Below are 14,267 nucleotides of genomic sequence, written 5' to 3' on the forward strand. Positions count from 1 at the left end.
GTTTAAATAGCAAACAAAACACGATATATAGTGTTTTACTGCGCAAAAACCGGTAATGTACCATGGTGATGTGGCAGGTTATGTAGAGCTATTTCGCTGGAAAAGTGTTACAAAAGTTGTTGTTGTGCAACTCTTCGCACGCTTCCCGATAGTTATTTTCCCGATAGCACTGTTGCTGTTCGTCCAAAAGGTTGGCCATTCAATTTTTAGTGCGGGAATTGTTCTGGCGGTATTCAGTTTAGCGCAGGCGGTTTTTTCACCGGTTATTGCACGATTTACCACCATTTGGCCTCACGGTAATGTTCTTATCACTTGCGCATGTATCTTTTCTGGGATTGCTATATCGGTTAGTGTCCTAAAGGTTCCGTTTTGGCTCATGACGATTATGTTTGCATTGTGCGGTGTCGTTATGCCGCCGACCCAGTCCATTATGAGGACGTTGTACAGGCACCTGGTGCCGCTCAGGCTTAGAAGTGCACTCTTTAGTGTGGACACTCTTTTACAAGAGTTGATTTGGGTTGTAGGGCCTATTTTTGTCACGTCAGTTGCGGTGTCGCTTTCACCCGAAGTCAGCATGATTTTTCTTGGAGTAGTTCTGCTATTCTCATCTATTTGGCTTGCCTTTTGCAAGGAAATTAAAAACCTAAAAATACCACCTGCTAGAAATGTTTTTGGAAAGGTTTTGAAAAAACCTGTTGTCAGCGCAATAACCGTTGTGTCAATTCTGTTTATGGGTTCATGCACTGCGATTGAACTTGCGGTTGTTGCAACCTTCCGCGGTGGTGAAGGGGGTCATACTAGCGTTGCTCACCTAACAGGCGTTGTAATCGCCATCTGGTCCTTGGGGTCAATGCTCGGTGGGCTTGCCTTTGGTCACAAACCCATAGGTAGGTGGTCTATCCCCCTCCGGATGCTGCCATTTTTTGTGGGCGTTGTTGTGGCTTCGTTATCAAATAATGTCTTTTGGATTGCAATTTGGCTTTTTGTCTGTGGCCTAGGGCTTGCACCGGTTGTGTCGGCGTCATATTCATACGTGGCATCTGTAACGAACTCTGCGGAGTCACCCGAGGCTTTTGGGTGGATAGCGAGCGGACAGCTCTTGGGGGGATCTGCATTCTCCGCCCTTGCTGGGGGCATAATAGACAGCAATGGTGCTGCATGGGGATTTATCTTAAGCGGCGCGGGGGCGGTCGCCGCAGCGCTCCTTGCTGTGGCGGTCAATAAACTACTGCCAGCTCTGCCAGATCGGGCACCAACAGCACCCATAGATTTGATTCTTTAGTCCTTACATTCGCCCCTGGCCTAACGTAGGTGTCACCTGATTGTTTGTATTTGACGAAGAGAAATGATATGTCACCTAATACGCGTCACGGGGGATAAATTTGTGGGTTTCTTGCTTTAGTTCTGAGTAAAGCTGCAGATTGGTAAGAATCTCAAAGAAATGGTGTTTTGTGTAAAATCGAGACATGCTAGAAGTCGCCTCAGTAAATGTAAATGGGATAAGGGCGGCGCACCGTAAGGGAATGGACTTGTGGCTCAAGGAGAGAAATCCCGACATCCTAACAATCCAGGAAGTAAGGGCGCAGGAATCGGATCTACGTGGCATCCTGCCCAATTGGAATATATCCTTTGATCCATGTTCAATCCCCGGTAGGGCAGGCGTTGCGATAGCGAGCAAATTTCCCCCAATAGCTGTGAGGACAAAGCTCCGGGCAAATAAGATCCTGAACCCGGAAACTGCCAGCGAAGAGCCGCTCAATACGAGTGGTAGGTGGATTGAAGCTGATTATGATATCGCCGGAAAACTTGTTACCGTGGTGAGCTGTTATGTTTATGCTGGCGAGGCGAGAACAATAAAACAGGAGGAAAAAATGGCTTTTCTGCAAGCTGTGGAAAAGCGGATGAAATCCCTTGTAAAAGAGGAGTTCGCTCTTGTAACCGGGGATTTCAATGTTGGACATACAACCCTGGATATAAAGAATTGGCGCGGAAATCTTGATAAGTCTGGGTTCTTACCGGAAGAAAGAGCGTATCTGGATGCTCTGGTTGGTAACGAGTCTGATAAAGAATACAATGCTGGCGCAGGGCAAGGGTGGATTGATGTTGTCAGAAAGATAAAAGGGGGGATCGATGGACCCTATACATGGTGGTCCATGCGTGGCAACGCTTTTGATAATGACACTGGATGGCGCATAGACTACCAGTTCGCCACGCAGAGACTTAAAGCTCTTTGGGTGGCTATTGACAGGCAGAAAAGTTATGCACAAAGGTGGACTGATCACGCACCCGTTGTTGTGAAATATGACTTCTAGCGCAATACGGATTAACAAGAAACCGGTTGTACTGAGTGGGATACAGCCATCCTCTGGGATGTTGCACCTTGGAAACTATCTCGGGGCGCTGAAGAGCTTCGGGCGTATGCAAGATGATTACACAACCTACTTTATGCTTGCAAATCTACACTCAATGACATTCCCACAAAACCCAGAGGTCTTGCGGGAGAATACAATTAGAATTGCGGCTCAGTGTATTGCAGCCGGTATTGACCCAGCCAAGAGCATTGTGTTCTTACAATCCGATGTGTATCAGCACAATCAACTCGCATGGGTTCTGGGCAATGTGTGCATATTCGGCGAGGCGGCTCGGATGACACAGTTCAAAGATAAAAGCGGAAAGCAAGGCAATATCTCTACCGGCCTTTTTACCTACCCAATCCTGATGGCATCTGACATACTGCTGTATGACTCAGCGTTTGTCCCTGTTGGAGCTGACCAGAAGCAGCATCTGGAGCTTACACGCACCCTGGCAAGACGGTTCAATGCACAATATGGTCAGACCTTCCTTGTGCCACAGCCATTTGAGTGCTCGATTAGAATATACGATCTGCAAGATCCTGCTGTAAAAATGTCAAAATCCTCAGCAACCGAAAGTGGAACAATTTTTCTTTTAGATAGCCCGGATAAAATCGTGAAAAAGATAATGCGCTCTGTAACTGACAGTGAGGATGTTATCGGATACGACAGGGAAACCAAGCCGGGTGTTAGCAATCTTGTAGTGATGTACTCTTGCTTGACTGATTGTACAATTGAGCAAACGGTTAACATATACTCTGGGAAAAAATATAGCGTCCTGAAAAAGGATCTATCGGATATTCTGGTCGAGGTGTGCACGACTATCGCAACCAGAACAAATGAACTTCTCGATGATAAAAACTACATAAGGAAGATTCTCGTAACGGCTTCCGAGCAGGCAAGAGGAGTTGCGCAAAAAACAATAGATCGTGTATATGAGAAGCTCGGCGTGTACTGACCTCTTTGTGTTGGCGATGCATAGAGCCATCACTATTGCTCAGCATGGCCCCGTATTTGATAGGAATCCACAGGTTGGTTGTGTGATTTTGGATAGAGATTATCAACTAATCTCCCAAGGATGGCATATGGGATCTGGTAGCGAGCATGCTGAGATAATGGCCCTTCGTGGTGCGAAATCTATTTTGAGCGAGCCATATACTGCCGTTATTACCCTTGAACCATGTAGCAGCGCAGGACAGACAGGTCCATGCGTTAGGGCATTGCTTGATGCAGGTGTTAAGCATGTGGTATTTGGTGTACATGACCCGGAATCAAGTGGGGCAAAAGTCCTATCCGAAGCGGGGGTGAAAATTACATACGGGGTGCTTGAGCGCGAGGTATGGGGGTTATGTGCGAAACACATACTGCCAAAAGTAAGAAAAACTCCATGGGTAATTGCCAAACGAGCACAAGGTCTTGATGGAAGGATGTCCGCGCCAGATGGGTCAAGTAAGTGGATAACAGGCCCGTACGCGAGGGGTCACGCGCATGTCATACGCTCGCAAGTTGATGCAATTGCAATCGGTTCAAATACCTTGTGTTGTGATAATCCGTCTCTACGCGCATTCCACCCGGCTGGCCATTTGTATGCAAAACAACCCAAGGTGGTAATTTTTTCTGGCAGGCCTCGTAGGTCAAATACGGCCGGCCGTGGGTCGTGCGAACTCGGTAGATGCGTTAGAGGGCATGAAGTTTTTGCGCGTGACCCAACCATCCTGTCTGGAAAAGATTTGAAAAAAGATATGCGCAGGCTATATGAATTAGGAGTACGATCTCTATTGCTTGAAGGCGGTCCGACACTTCTAAGTTCCTTTGTTAGGGAAGATCTTGTCGATGAGTTTTATATATACACCGCGCCTAAGCTTCTTGGAGGAGGTTACGGAGATATTAATATCGGGGTTGAATCAATTTCAGACAGCTTTGCCTTTCAATTGAACAGCGTTACGCGTTTTGGTGATAACAACCTTTTAATAAGGGCGATTAAACCTATTCAATGCAACCCTGATACTCGCACATATCGTACTAAAAAACATCTCCAGGACTGAATTGTGTTCACGGGTCTTATAAAGAACAGAGGCGTAGTAAAAGACATTGTGCGCATCCGCGGGCAAAAAAGCATGGGTGCGCATAAGAATGACATTGCAGGGCAAATTACTGAAACCGACAGCGTCAGAAAGATAGGGGTTGCAATACCTCGCCAGCATTTAGTGCAACAACCCAAAGTAGGAGATTCAGTCAGTGTGAATGGTGTGTGCCTTACCGTTCGTGAGGGGCACGAAGATGTCTTTGTGTTCGATATCAGTCAGGTAACAGCCGATGCTACAACAATAAACGTATGGGATGTGGGTCAATTTGTCAATATTGAAATGCCGCTTACTCCATCCGACCCAATTGGGGGACATATAGTCCAAGGGCATGTTGATGGGGTTGGCATGATAGAGCAAATAATCGACAATTGCTTACGAATAAAAATACCTGACAGTTTATCTTTGCTGGTTGTAAAGAGTGGCTCGATAGCCGTTGATGGCGTTTCGTTAACCGTTGTAAATGTCTCCGAACAATTGCCGAGCACAGCCAATGTATCGGGCAACCACGGAAAGCAGAATTGCGCAAATTCGTGGTTTGAAATAAACTTGATCCCAGAGACTCTTGAGAGGACGACTCTCGGAGGTTTGCAAGTCGGCCAGTTTGTAAATCTTGAGACCGACGTCCTGGCAAGACATGTGCGCAGGTTCATGTCGCTTGTAAATTCATTTTCCTGAGGTATTTTCGTAAGAATAGGCAGTTTGTGCGACATATCCCCGATGCCCTGAATGCCCTTAGGGCCGGCAGGCCGGTTGTCGTCTTAGACGATAAAAATCGAGAAAACGAAGCGGATGTTATTATGGCCGCTCAGTTCGCAACACAAGAATGGGTTGCGTGGATTATCCGACATACAAGCGGGTTCCTATGCGTACCTCTGTCAAATCAGAGGGCGGATAAGCTCCAATTACCTAGTATGGTAGCCGCAAATGAGGACCGTTTCAAAACAGCATACACAATAAGTGTTGATGCCGCAGACGCAGCAATAACAACCGGAATTTCTGCTGCAGACCGAAGCCTTACTATCAGGACGCTTGCCGCTCGGGACTCTTCTGCAAAACATCTTGTAAGGCCCGGGCATATACTACCTTTGAGAGCCAGAGACGGTGGCCTTCTTGAGCGGCGCGGACACACCGAGGCGGCTATCGAATTGATGCGGCAAGCTCAACTTGAGCCAGTCGCTGTAATTGCAGAACTCGTATCAGATACGGGTGAGCTTTTAAGAGGCCGCGCGCTCGACGAGTTTATTCGTAAAAATAATCTAGTTCTTGTAGAAATAAGTCAAATAATTGAATATATGAAAATGTCTGATCTAAAAGACATAAGTATGAATCTAAATCGCGACTGCCTCTGAGCGAGGGCTAAAAAGTATGATGGGGAATATGGATAAGGGTCTAGATTCGCAAAAACAAGAAACTGCTCGCAGCTGCAGATTTGAGGTTGAAACAAATCTTCCAACAAAATTTGGAACCCTCAGGGTACGTGGCTATCGGGATATAAAAAATAACGAGCATATCGCACTGATTACAAAGCAAATTAAGAGTGAGGATGTTTTGCTCAGAATTCACTCAGAATGTATAACGGGAGAAGTATTTATGTCTCTGAAGTGTGATTGTCATGGGCAATTGCACAAAGCCCTTGAGCGGATCAGTGCAGAAGGCGGACTTGTTATATATATGAGGGGGCACGAAGGTCGCGGTATAGGTATCTTGAATAAATTGCGAGCATACAGATTGCAAGAGCAGGGCCTTGATACATTCGACTCAAACGTGAAGCTGGGCCTTCCTGTTGATGCCAGGGATTATGGACCTGCTGCAGAAATACTGCACGATCTGGGTGTGCGCTCAGTAAGGCTTCTAAGTAATAATCCAGATAAACAGCTGCAACTTGAACAATCCGGGATACGCGTCACGGGGGTGCTGCCCTGGCAAGTTGGGCTTGGTAAATGCAATCATGAATACCTTAAAGTAAAACGCGACAAAATGGGTCATAAAATCGAGTTATAGCATTCTGTGCAGAATGAGTAGAAATGGGTAAAGACAGAAATCTCAGCCTAAATTCCCCAGAAAGTATACAGAGTGTGATTGGGGATACGGATATTAAAATAGCTGTTATTGCAGCAATGTGGCATGAGAAAATAGTTAGAGGTCTTATAGATGGTGCAACGAGAGAAATTGTTTCCAGTGGATCTCATGCAGAACTGTTTAGAGTGCCCGGCAGTGTTGAGCTTGTCCTTGCGTGTAAAAAACTACTAAAAACATTTGATGCCGCAGTCGCGCTCGGTGTGATCTTGCGGGGAGAAACTGATCATAATACGCATATAGCGCGGTTAGTGTTGAGCGGTATAACCGATGTTATGCTCGCCCTGGAGAAGCCTATTGGGATCGGAGTCTTGACAATCGATACCGAGCAGCAGGGTCTTGACAGGTCAAGTGGTGACTACAATGCGGGGGTCAATGCGGCAAGGGCTGTCATTAGGATGGTCAGGTTGTTTCGGTAGTGCCATCGCGGTGTAACAATCTGCATTATTGCGGTCGCTGCGGGGCGTTTTCTGGCACGGGGTAGTGATATGTCATGTGTGATAACTATTGACAATGTGCACCCCGAGATCTTGTAACTGCACTATACATGCCTCGCTTCGTTCTTTGTTTATTTCAACACATAAATCAAGCAGAACACGGGTTATAAATCCGTTTTTTATGGAGTCAACTGCAGTTTTATATACACAGTAATCCGTTGCGATGCCCGCTATATCAATTTGCTGAATACCCGCCAGAATCTCTTCTAATGGCACTCCCTTTTTGTCAAAACCCTCAAAAGCAGAGTATGCAGCACTACCAAAGCCCTTGTAAATATGCTTATCAAACAAGTCGACAGGCAGGTCATCATGATAGGCAGATCCCGGAGTATTGGCAACGCAGTGAATCGGCCAGCTATTAGAGAAATCAGGGTTTTCTGAAAAATGCCCGTTATTACTCGAGTTTGGTGCATGCCAGTCCCTTGAGGCAATTTTTAAAGCATAGTCTAATTGCCTCTCAGATAAAAAGCACGATATCCGCTTGGCAAGTGCATTACCTCCAAGGACCGCTAATGCTCCATCCTCACAGAAATCCTTTTGTATATCAACAACCAGAAGGGCTGAGGTTGGCCGGTTATTAACTGCCGTGGCATGTCGGGAGGGCATTATAAATTCATGATACAAAAGTGAGTCTCATTTTAATGCGGGAAGTAATTATTTTTCGACTATTTTATGCCTCACATACACTGTTAGACAGCTAGGGCGCAACCGGATCCGACATAATACCGAGCCGCCCAGGGGAGTCGAACCCCTGACCTATTCATTACGAGTGAATCGCTCTGCCTAACTGAGCTAGGGCGGCGCAAACCCAGTGTATTACGAAGTTTACAGGATTTTTATACCTGCAAATGGGCACAAGGTGCCGCTTTAAAGTTAGGAATGCGCGCCGGGCACCAAGAAAGCCAAGGACCGGTTATGCGCACATACCTTGTATTAACAGCGACCAAAACCCTACCCTTGCTTATTAGGCTGGCAGTCTGTCTCTGTTGGTATTTTTCCGTCAAGGAAGTATGTGTCAACAGCAGAATCAATACATTTGTTTCCACGCCTGTATGATCCGTGGCCCTGACCGTGTCTTGTGAGCATATGTGCCTTTCCAAGGTATGAAACAAATCTCTTCGCCCACTGATAGGGTGTTGCATTATCGCCACTTGCAGCCAGCACAAGAATTGTGTTATCAGCAGCACGCGCATTCAATTCTAGAACCTTGCCTGTACGCTTAACTGGCCATTTTTGGCATGAATCAAAACTGGGATCATACAGATTGGAAAAAACAGGTGCTATTTTTTTTACTTCCCCAGAAGTCGGTATGTGTACTTTCATATCGCCCCTGTTATCAAGACAGGAAATTGCAAGCTGTGCCTCCATGCTATTGTCATAGCTACCGTCCTTCTTGCGACCGTAGTACTGTTTCACAAATCCGAACAGGCGCTTTGGGTCATTACCTTTGAAAAACTCTCTCAAAGCCGTACGCAAAATACCCCACGAACTCCTGGAATACAAGGGTACTAAAATCCCTTCAAGGAAGACATCACCGTCAAAAACTAGGCCATCACCAAGAGGAATAGGCTTTAGATTTAACCTATTGGTCGTCTCGATAAGTTTTCTTTCTGCCAATGCTCTCGTTTTAGTAAAAGGACAAACCGCTTTCCAAGTGAGGCAGTCATCAATAAAGGCGTGCAAAGATTTTTCAAATCCCTCAAGTTGCTTTGCGGTGATAACATCTGAGGGAAGGTCATTTGGAAACGGCGAATCCAAAACCATCCGCCCAACCTTTTTTGGAAATAGCGTGGCATATATCCCGCCCAGGTAAGTCCCATACGATACGCCAAGATAGTTGAATTTTGGACTGCCAAGAACAGATCTGATCACATCAAAATCCTTGGCCGTCTGCACGGTATCAACAAAACCAAGCAGATCGCCGGTGCCCCTCTTGCACGCATCAATAAATGCCGCAAAGTCCACATCACGCTCGTGCGCTCGTGCCCGACTCTTATAGGGGAACTTAGAGGCTCCGAAAAGGAATTTGTCCTTATCTCGCCCGGTGTAACACAAAACCTTTGATGATTCACCAACACCCCTAGGGTCGACTGCTACAAGCGAATACTTCCCTGCAACTTTCGGGCGGGCAGGAATATGACCGCCCGAGAATATATCTATAACACCTGCGCCAGGGCCGCCTGGGTTGTAAAAAATGTAACCAATCGTGGTATCTCTAATCGGCTGTCGGGCAACCGCAATCTCAATATTTTTACCGGCCGGATTATCCCAATTAAGCGGTACTTTTATTCTGGTGCACTCAAGCCCGACATAACATGCGCTCCATACAGGAGTTTGGTCATAATAGGACCGAAGCGCTTCTGGGACGTCTTTTTCATGAAGCGGACCTGACAAAACAGAAGAGGTGTTTTTCGCAGGTGTCCAAAAACACCCGGAGAGCAATAGAGCAGAGACAACAAGCCCAGCGGCTGTTTTATAAAAGGTAGACAATCCTAACTCCCTAAAATTCCCGCTTTGTACTGAGATATTGGCAACGAGTTCGCAACGGAATGAGGCACAAGCCTTGTAAACTACAGCGGACTCGTATTTTCTTTAAAGTGCCCGAAACCGTCTTATAAGACCCTAGTAAATCACATCTCTACCATTTGCACCAAAATTGATTCAAGTAGAAGTAAAAGCATAACATTGCTCTTTAGGGCATCACGAGCATATTCTAGAGCTTTTACGTTGCGTAGAATCTTCTCTGGTGGCATGCTTGACAGTTTGTCAAGTATGCGTGATCCCGGGTTATACAAACAGTTTGTTGCGCCAGATTTTATGGCAAGCACGTCTCTACACACCGAGAGGCAGGATAGAAAAATCCCGTCCAATGCATCTCTAACCTGTCTGGAAACTTGTTGTTTGTTATCCCGCCGTGGTTGTAGATGCTGCAATTGTTTTGGAATTACATCACCTTGTTTGAAGGCAAAATTTTTCAAAAAACCCTCACGAAGCTGCAAATCTCTTTTTTGAACCACACTCTCAGCCTCTTTCGATACAAGGTCCAGTATTGTCTGAGCCGAACAAACTGCCTCGGCCAAATCACGATTACAAAAGACCAGATCCAGGGCCTTTTTCCGCATAAGCCTGGTTGACTCGTTATCGACTAGATAGAGCGCATCGTCTACATTGCCGAGAGAGGCATAACTTATTTCACAAGCTAAGGATTTTTCTATGCCGCGTCTTTCTGTAAGGTACCCCGCTAAATTTTCGATACTAGGCTCATTAAGGTAGATTGCCCTAAGTCTTGAGCGAATCGTTGGGGTAACGCCCCTTATGCTCGGTGCGCATAGAATCCAAACAACATGTGCGTGTGGCTCTTCAAGAGGTTTTAGCAGGACATTCAGACTTCTGCGCGGAACTCGGGTTAAATCCTCGACAATAAACACCGTCTTATCCGCCAGTGATGGCTCGAGTTGGGCCTTCATTACAAGCTCGCGTATCTCTCGTATTGGAACAGTAACATTTTCAGTGGTCAAGATGCGCAGGTCGGGATGAGTTCTCGCTGACACCATTGAGTGTGTTTCTTTATCTCCAGTCGGTTCGCCCTTCATTGCATTCGGGGAAAGCAGTGCAGATGCATAGGCTAGTGCAAGCGCAAAACTTTGTGATGGTCCATAAAACAGCCAGCTATTTATCATCCTTTTAGGATTTATAATTGTTCCTTTTAGCTCCTGCACTGCGCGATCCTGACATGCGATGTCATTCCATACATCCGCGGGCGGAAGCGCATTAGCGGTAGAGCCTGACGCTACGCTAGGCTCCTGCACTGCGCGCATCGCACTGCGGGAGTTGCTAGTATTTGCACGCGACTTACCACTTGGCATTTGTTAAACATTGTATTCATAGACAAACGAAGTAAATCATGGGAATATTTTTCCGGATGGTCAGGAACATCAAATTCCGCGCAAGTTACAAAGCTAGTGCATATCAATTTCAGTACATCCAAATTGGCACTGCTCTGTTTTAGATAGACACCTGTGATTAGAACTTAAGCTGAGTGCGTTCCGCCCAACTTTCTTTCTATGTGATAGATAACCTGTTGGTGGATCTTAGAAAAGGATTGGCTCGCATCAATAACCCTGATACGATCCGTATTATCTGCCGATAGTTTGAGGTATATATTACGGACCTTAGAATGAAAATCAATCGGTTTTCTCTCGATTCGATCCCGATTCTCTAACCTTTCTTGCGCACAAGCCGGAGTAAGGTCAAACAATAAGGTAAGATCGGGCCTAAGACCCTGACTGGAAAACTCAAAAAGACGCATAATGTCCGTCTCAACTAGCTTATTATCTGCGAGCTGGTAAGCCAGAAATGAGTCCAGATATCTGTCCTGCAAGACCACCTTGCCGGCATTTAGTGCCGGAATAACATTTTTTGCTATATTCTCTGCTCTATCCGCCGAATATAGTAAAGCCTCTGTGCGGATATCCATATCAGAAGCAAGGACATAATCCCTTATACAAGAAATAGTCCCCGGCTCCCTCGTTAAGACAACCTGTTTTCCTGACGCTTTTAGAAATTCTCCAGCCGCGGTCAGCTGGGCCGTCTTCCCGCTTCCATCAATACCCTCAAAGGTTACAAACAAGCAAAACCCTCTTTGAGGCCATACGAGAATAACTGACGGTGTATCCGATATGTAAAATCCTACACATGGATCTTTTCTGCAGTTTCTTGATCAAGATCACCATCAACCCGTTGACGCTTTTCCGCGAGCAGGGACACAGCTTCGTCAAACGTCACATCCTCCCACGATGTATTGTCCAAAGTTGCATTTGTAACGCCATCTGTTACATATGGCCCAAAGCGACCGGACTTGATTTGCACTGCGCGCCTTGTGACCGGATCATCCGTTGGAAATTCCATAAGAACACGTGACCGCCTAACTTTCGGTGCGGACAGGATGGCTAATGCCTCGTCAAGCGTCACCGAGAGAATGTCATCTTCACTGTCTAGGGGACGTGTCTCCTTACCACATTTTATATATGGCCCAAAGCGACCGTTACAAGCAATAACCTTTTCTCCGTTCTCTTGGTTGACCCCAATGACTCTGGGTATTTCCAGCAGCTTAACAGCCACATCTAAGTTAACTTCCTCTGGATCCATGTTCTTGAACAGACTTGATCGTCTGACATTTTTCTCATCCGAAACTTCCTCGATATATGGGCCAAAGCGACCGGACTTTAAGACAACTAATTTTCCGGTCTCCGGGTGAGCGCCGAGTTCTCTTACCGGGGATTCTGGCTGATTAACCAGCTCATGTATTTTTTCGGGAGTCAAGGCATCGGGGTATACATCATGCGGAATGCTGAATCTCTTATCCCCAACTTCAAGATACGGGCCATATCTCCCTACCCGAAGAGTCGCCCCGACCATTGGGATCGAATTGATTGCTCGTGCATCTATGTCTTTTGCGCCTGAAATTATCTCCTTCAATCCAGGAAGATTGTCATCACCAAAGTAAAACTTACGAAGCCAGTCCGATCTATTCTGTGAGCCGAGTGCGATCTCATCAAGCTGATCCTCGAGGTTCGCAGTAAAATCGTAATCAATTAGTCGAGAGAAGAAGTTCTCAAGAAGATTGACAACAGAGAAAGCAAGCCAATCAGGAACAAGCATCCTGTTCCTGAGATGAGCATAGCCGCGCTCCTGAATTGTGCTCAAAATAAGCGCATATGTTGATGGGCGACCCAGCCCCAACTCCTCTAGGACCTTTACCAGGCTAGCCTCGGTGTATCGTGGGGGCGGAAGGGTTGTGTGCCCGACCGCACGAACATCAACAAGGGTAACCTGATCGCCGACCTGTAAATTTGGTAATAGCTTAGAGTTGAGATCCTGCAACCCTTCATACACTTTCAAGAAACCCTTTTCATGCAGAACAGTTCCGGACAGGACAAAAATAGATCGCTCCGGAATTCTGGCAGAGAGGGTCAGGGTGACAGTTTCACCCCTAGCAGATACCATCTGGGAAGCAATCGTTCGCCTCCATATAAGGTCGTAAAGCCTCATGCAGTCAACCGATAAAACAGATTCTATCGACTCAGGCCTTTCAAACACCTCGCCAGTAGGCCTTATCGCCTCATGCGCTTCTTGGGCGTTCTTTGCCTTTGCCCCGTAGGTTCTTGGGGAATCCGGTAGAAACTCCCTTCCGTAGAGAAGCTCAACCTGAGCTCTCGCGGCGGAAATCGCTTGTAGAGACAGACGTGGTGAGTCCGTTCTCATGTACGTGATAAACCCTTTTTCATACAATTGTTGGGCAGTGCGCATTGTTCGTTTAGCTGAGAACCCCAGTTTATGTGCGGCATCCTGCTGCAGGGTGGAAGTGATAAACGGAGCATAAGGGTTTCTGCTATACGGCTTTGAATCGATTGCTTCAACATCCAAAGCACCCTTACTTTTGAGCTCTTCGAGTATGCGATCGGTTAGATTTTTATCTAGTACTAAAGCATCTGTTTTGAGATTTGCCAAATTGTCAAAGTCACGCCCGGTGGCGATTTTCCTCTCACCGAAAAGCGTCAAAGAAGCTGAGAATACGTCGGAATCCACCTGAAAGTCAGCCGTTACCGCTTGATATTCAGCCGACTTGAAGTTGATCCGTTCACGCTCACGATCCACCAGAAGTCGGGTAGCGGGAGACTGAACTCTACCGGCAGACAACCCGGGCCTTACCTTTTTCCAGAGCACCGGGGATAGCTCGTAACCATAGAGTCTGTCCAGAATTCTCCGAGCCTCCTGCGCGTCAACAAGGTTTTCATCAATCGGCCTCGGATGTTGTAGTGCATACGCGATGGCTTCCCTAGTAATCTCGTGAAATACCAATCGCCTCACCGGCACAGTAGGCTTCAGAACCTGGACCAAATGCCACGCTATCGCCTCACCTTCCCGATCACCGTCTGTCGCTATAAGGAGCTCGTCCGAATTATTCAGGGCCGACTGTAGCTCCTCAACTACCTTCTTTTTATTCTCCAGGACGACATAGTAGGGCTCAAAATCGTTTTCAATATTAACTGCAAACTGGGCATGAGCGGACCTCTTAAGATCTGGGGTAAGCCCACTAGGGGCGGGCAAATCACGAATATGCCCTACTGACGACATGACAACATAACCGTCACCAAGGTAACGACCAACCGACGATACCTTGGTTGGCGACTCGACTATAACAAGTTTTTTCATAAAAACCTATCTAATATTACTCTCAAGCAGATTCGCAAATG

At 46.5% G+C, this 14,267-nt stretch carries 13 protein-coding genes and 1 tRNA gene; 8 read left to right on the top strand and 6 right to left on the bottom strand.

Going from position 1 to position 14,267, the window contains the following annotated elements; all coding sequences use genetic code 11:
• Positions 1-70: 70 nt before the first annotated feature.
• From TWT_RS03855 to ribH, 8 genes are all read left to right on the top strand, one after another.
• Positions 71-1,282, top strand: coding sequence for an MFS transporter (locus TWT_RS03855; protein WP_230453647.1), 1,212 nt, complete (start codon positions 71-73; stop codon positions 1,280-1,282).
• A gap of 184 nt (positions 1,283-1,466) precedes the next feature.
• Complete coding sequence (locus tag TWT_RS03860; RefSeq protein ID WP_011096641.1) at positions 1,467-2,312, top strand: exodeoxyribonuclease III; 846 nt, start codon at positions 1,467-1,469, stop codon at positions 2,310-2,312.
• On the top strand, positions 2,302-3,309 hold the full coding sequence (gene trpS, locus TWT_RS03865; protein ID WP_011102729.1) for a tryptophan--tRNA ligase: 1,008 nt from the start codon (positions 2,302-2,304) through the stop codon (positions 3,307-3,309). The genes TWT_RS03860 and trpS overlap by 11 nt, the downstream gene beginning before the upstream one ends.
• A gap of 16 nt (positions 3,310-3,325) precedes the next feature.
• A complete protein-coding gene (gene ribD / locus TWT_RS03870) occupies positions 3,326-4,396 on the top strand; it encodes a bifunctional diaminohydroxyphosphoribosylaminopyrimidine deaminase/5-amino-6-(5-phosphoribosylamino)uracil reductase RibD (protein ID WP_230453648.1) in 1,071 nt (356 codons plus the stop codon).
• A gap of 3 nt (positions 4,397-4,399) precedes the next feature.
• Positions 4,400-5,113 (top strand): riboflavin synthase, encoded by a 714-nt coding sequence (locus TWT_RS03875; protein WP_011102731.1) that lies wholly within the window; start codon positions 4,400-4,402, stop codon positions 5,111-5,113.
• Positions 5,114-5,139: 26 nt separating this feature from the next.
• Positions 5,140-5,787, top strand: a complete 648-nt coding sequence (ribB, locus tag TWT_RS03880) for a 3,4-dihydroxy-2-butanone-4-phosphate synthase (protein WP_011096645.1) — start codon at positions 5,140-5,142, stop codon at positions 5,785-5,787.
• Between the two features lie 28 nt (positions 5,788-5,815).
• Positions 5,816-6,439, top strand: a complete 624-nt coding sequence (gene ribA, locus TWT_RS03885) for a GTP cyclohydrolase II (RefSeq protein WP_230440500.1) — start codon at positions 5,816-5,818, stop codon at positions 6,437-6,439.
• A gap of 23 nt (positions 6,440-6,462) precedes the next feature.
• Complete coding sequence (gene ribH, locus TWT_RS03890; protein ID WP_011096647.1) at positions 6,463-6,933, top strand: 6,7-dimethyl-8-ribityllumazine synthase; 471 nt, start codon at positions 6,463-6,465, stop codon at positions 6,931-6,933.
• 72 nt (positions 6,934-7,005) lie between these two features.
• Here the strand turns inward: ribH and TWT_RS03895 are convergent, their stop codons facing one another.
• The 6 genes from TWT_RS03895 to topA all read right to left on the bottom strand — a co-directional run bounded on the left by TWT_RS03895 (position 7,006) and on the right by topA (position 14,226).
• Positions 7,006-7,617, bottom strand: a complete 612-nt coding sequence (locus TWT_RS03895; protein WP_011096648.1) for a nicotinamidase — start codon at positions 7,615-7,617, stop codon at positions 7,006-7,008.
• Between the two features lie 122 nt (positions 7,618-7,739).
• Positions 7,740-7,813, bottom strand: a tRNA-Thr gene (locus tag TWT_RS03900).
• A 149-nt stretch (positions 7,814-7,962) separates the two neighbouring features.
• Positions 7,963-9,501 carry an alpha/beta hydrolase gene (locus TWT_RS03905; protein WP_011096649.1) on the bottom strand — a complete coding sequence of 513 codons (1,539 nt, stop codon included), beginning with the start codon at positions 9,499-9,501 and terminating at the stop codon, positions 7,963-7,965.
• Positions 9,502-9,641: 140 nt separating this feature from the next.
• Complete coding sequence (locus tag TWT_RS03910) at positions 9,642-10,877, bottom strand: DNA polymerase III subunit delta' (protein WP_011102733.1); 1,236 nt, start codon at positions 10,875-10,877, stop codon at positions 9,642-9,644.
• Between the two features lie 164 nt (positions 10,878-11,041).
• Entirely contained in the window at positions 11,042-11,641 is a 600-nt protein-coding gene (tmk, locus tag TWT_RS03915; RefSeq protein ID WP_011096651.1) for a dTMP kinase, read from the bottom strand.
• Between the two features lie 59 nt (positions 11,642-11,700).
• Positions 11,701-14,226: a type I DNA topoisomerase gene (gene topA, locus TWT_RS03920; RefSeq protein ID WP_011102734.1), complete on the bottom strand. Its 2,526-nt coding sequence runs from the start codon at positions 14,224-14,226 to the stop codon at positions 11,701-11,703.
• Between the last annotated feature and the right edge of the window lie 41 nt (positions 14,227-14,267).

This window comes from Tropheryma whipplei str. Twist, assembly GCF_000007485.1.
Classification (GTDB): Bacteria; Actinomycetota; Actinomycetes; order Actinomycetales; family Microbacteriaceae; genus Tropheryma; species Tropheryma whipplei.

Excerpts from the sequence above, each read along its gene's own strand:
- TWT_RS03860 (WP_011096641.1), top strand. The coding sequence starts at position 1,467 with ATGCTAGAAGTCGCCTCAGTAAATGTAAATGGGATAAGGGCGGCGCAC.
- trpS (WP_011102729.1), top strand. The coding sequence starts at position 2,302 with ATGACTTCTAGCGCAATACGGATTAACAAGAAACCGGTTGTACTGAGT.
- ribD (WP_230453648.1), top strand. The coding sequence starts at position 3,326 with ATGCATAGAGCCATCACTATTGCTCAGCATGGCCCCGTATTTGATAGG.
- ribA (WP_230440500.1), top strand. The coding sequence starts at position 5,816 with ATGGATAAGGGTCTAGATTCGCAAAAACAAGAAACTGCTCGCAGCTGC.
- ribH (WP_011096647.1), top strand. The coding sequence starts at position 6,463 with ATGGGTAAAGACAGAAATCTCAGCCTAAATTCCCCAGAAAGTATACAG.
- TWT_RS03895 (WP_011096648.1), bottom strand. The coding sequence starts at position 7,617 with ATGCCCTCCCGACATGCCACGGCAGTTAATAACCGGCCAACCTCAGCC.
- TWT_RS03910 (WP_011102733.1), bottom strand. The coding sequence starts at position 10,877 with ATGCCAAGTGGTAAGTCGCGTGCAAATACTAGCAACTCCCGCAGTGCG.
- topA (WP_011102734.1), bottom strand. The coding sequence starts at position 14,226 with ATGAAAAAACTTGTTATAGTCGAGTCGCCAACCAAGGTATCGTCGGTT.